The sequence below is a fragment of the Chromobacterium aquaticum genome, from assembly GCF_021129195.1.
In the GTDB taxonomy this organism is placed as follows: domain Bacteria; phylum Pseudomonadota; class Gammaproteobacteria; order Burkholderiales; family Chromobacteriaceae; genus Chromobacterium; species Chromobacterium aquaticum.
The window spans coordinates 1-2,700 of record NZ_JAJOHW010000250.1 but is presented as its reverse complement, the minus strand read 5'-3'; the positions used below and the strand labels follow the sequence as shown (position 1 = coordinate 2,700).

At 67.5% G+C, this 2,700-nt stretch carries 4 protein-coding genes; 1 reads left to right on the top strand and 3 read right to left on the bottom strand.

Going from position 1 to position 2,700, the window contains the following annotated elements; translation table 11 throughout:
- A partial coding sequence (locus LQT98_RS23510; protein WP_231465651.1) for a caspase family protein occupies window positions 1–998 on the top strand: 998 nt, incomplete at its 5' end.
- A 39-nt stretch (window positions 999–1,037) separates the two neighbouring features.
- On the opposite strand, the gene LQT98_RS23505 is transcribed toward LQT98_RS23510, so the two are convergent.
- From LQT98_RS23505 to LQT98_RS23495, 3 genes are all read right to left on the bottom strand, one after another.
- Entirely contained in the window at window positions 1,038–1,664 is a 627-nt protein-coding gene (locus tag LQT98_RS23505; RefSeq protein ID WP_231465649.1) for an LbetaH domain-containing protein, read from the bottom strand.
- Between the two features lie 3 nt (window positions 1,665–1,667).
- The gene (locus LQT98_RS23500; RefSeq protein WP_231465647.1) at window positions 1,668–2,237 is read right to left on the bottom strand and encodes a cysteine dioxygenase; all 570 of its coding nucleotides are present in this window, start codon (window positions 2,235–2,237) and stop codon (window positions 1,668–1,670) included.
- A 163-nt stretch (window positions 2,238–2,400) separates the two neighbouring features.
- On the bottom strand, window positions 2,401–2,700 hold a 300-nt coding region (locus LQT98_RS23495), incomplete at its 5' end, for a DUF3422 family protein (RefSeq protein ID WP_231465645.1).

The following is a 2,700-nucleotide window of genomic DNA, read 5'->3' as shown; positions in this document are numbered from 1 at the left end:
CGGTCCAGGCCTTGCTGCCGGCGGCGGCGCGCACCCGGCGCCGTGCGCTGCTGGTGGGCATCAACGCCTATCCCAAGCCGGAAATGCGGCTGAACGGCTGCGTCAACGATGTCTATCTGATGAGTTCGGTGCTGCAGGAATGCGGCTTCGCCGCCGACGATATCCGGGTGCTGAGCGATGAGCGCGCGACGCGCGACGCGCTGTTGGAGCGGTTGGACTGGCTGGCCGACGGCGTGGGGCCGGGCGATGAGCGGGTGTTTTTCTATTCCGGCCACGGCGCGGAGCTGCCGCACTACGGCGCCGACGGTCAGCCGGACCGCAGCGATGAAACCCTGGTGCCGGTGGATTTCGATTGGCAGCCGGAGCACGCCTTCACCGACAAGGAGTTTTACCGCTATTACAGCCAGCTGCCGTACGATGCCAATTTCGTCGCCATCTTCGATTGCTGTTATGCCGGAGGAATGACGCGCGGCGGGCGGACGGTGCGCGGCATCGATCCGCCGGACGATGTGCGTCACCGCATGCTGCGCTGGGAGCCGCGGCATCAGATGTGGGTGCCCAGGGATTTCGCCGAGCAGGCGGCGCAGGCGGGCAGGGCCTTTCTGCCGGACCGGGCCGCGCCGGCGGACGCGATCCAGCTGCGCCGGCATGGCCTGGGCGAGGCCAAGGCCTTGTGGACGGATTCTGAGCCGGCGTTCAAGGCCGCCACCGCCGCTTACGGCCACGCCGGGCCGTATGTGCCCTTGCTGTTGTTCGCCGCCGGGCAGGCGGAGCTGGCGTCCGAGTACAACCACGGCGCGGCGGCTTACGGCGCGTTCACCTTCACCCTGGCCAAGCGGCTGCGGGCGGCGGCGCAGCCGCTCAGTTTTGCCGCGCTGATCGCCGAGGTGCGGCAGGAGCTGCAGGCCTTGGGCTATCAGCAGACGCCGACGCTGAGCGGCCATCCGGACAAGATGGCCGCCCTGGTGCCGGCGCAGCGCTGGAAACAGCCGGGTTGAGGCCGGGCTTGGAGGGGCCGCGGGCCCTGCGGCTGCTTGTCAATCCAGGATCGGGTCCTGTTCCACCAAGGCCAGCCGCGCCACCACCGCGTGCGGCGGCAGCAAGGTGCCGGGGGAGAGCACGGCGTTGGCGCCGATGCGGCTGTGATCGCCCACCAGCGCGCCGAACTTCTGCGTCGGCAAGGTCCATGCCTGCTGGCGGCAGCGCACGGTGATGGTCTTGTCGCGGCGCTCGTTCCAGTGATTGGCGATGACGGAGCCGGCTTCCATATTGACGTCCGCGCCCAGCACGGCGTTGCCGACGAAGTTGAAATGGGCCAGCCGCGAGTAAGGACCGATGACGCAGGTCTTGAGTTCGCAGCCCGGCCCCACCGTCACATCATTGGCCAGCGCCACGCCGCCGCGCAGATAGGCGTGGGCGGCGATGCGGCAGCCGGGGCCGATCAGCAGCGGGCCCTTGAGGATGGCGCCGGCTTCTATCATGGCGCTGTGGTGGATGGCGATGTCGCAGTCCAGCGTCCATTCGGCCGGATCCAGCGCGGCGTGCACGCGGCTCAGGCTGTCCGGCAGCCGGTTCAGCCAGAGCCACGGAGGCTGGCCGCCTTCCAGCCAGGGAAAGTGGGTGAGCAGGTCGGGAAACAGTTCGGCGGCGAGATTGGAGGGCATGGCTTAGATTTCGTATACCCAGCTCAGCGAATCGCCCGGCTGTTCCACCTGAGTGGATTCCAGGCTGAACAGTTCCATCTTGCGCAGCGGCGGCGAATACAGGTGCAGGGTGATCAGGTCTTCGCCGTAGGGCTGCAGATTGGAAATCTGGTGAATGTCCAGATTGCCGTTGATGGTGAGGCTGCCGGTGGCCAGGCGATGGGATTCCACCGCGTACACCAGGCCATGCTCGGTGCGCTCGAAGATGGTTTCGGTGGCGGTGCCTTGCAGCACGCGCAAGCCGCACAGGCTGCCGCGATGATTGTGGATGCGGCTGCGCTGGGTGCTGCGCCAGCACAGCAGCAGCAGTTCGCAGTGCGGACTGAGGTAGATCTGGTTGCGGCGGTAGCGGGCTTCGCTGAATTGGCGGAAGGGCAGCAGCTCTTCCGGGCTCAAGTGCAGCGAGTCGTGAAACTGGCGGATCTGTTCCTCTGTGAGCCTGGCCTGACAGGTGTCCAGTTGCTGCAGCGCGGCGGTCAGGTTGGGGCTGTCGATAATCGGCGCTTGCGCCGGATCGCAAAGCGAATCATGCATCGGTTTCTCCTTTGTCCTGTTGCTGCGAGCGGTGTGGCCGCTCGTCGCGCCGCTCTGGGGGCGGCGTTTTTCTGACTTGGCCGGGGCGGGCAAAGTTCGCGGCCGGTCCAGTTTGGGTATAGCCGATGGCGGCTGGCGAACGGAGTGCCTGAAATGGCAGGTGTCAGCCGTGTTCCATGCCGGCGGCCGCGCCATGGCGGCGCAAGGCGGCGCGCGCGCGGCGCAGGCCCAGGGCGATGGCCAGCGCCAGCAAGGGCACCGCGGCGGCGGTGGCCAGTTCCACATTGAGCGCCAGGCCGGCGGCCTTGGCGCCCTTGAGCAGGTAGCCGATCAGGCCGGCGCTGTAGTAGGTGATGGCGGCGATGGACAGGCCTTCCACGGTTTGCTGCAGGTGCAGCTGCATCGCGGCGCGGCGTTCCATCGAGGTGAGCAAGGCCTGGTTCTGCCGTTCGCGGCGGATGTC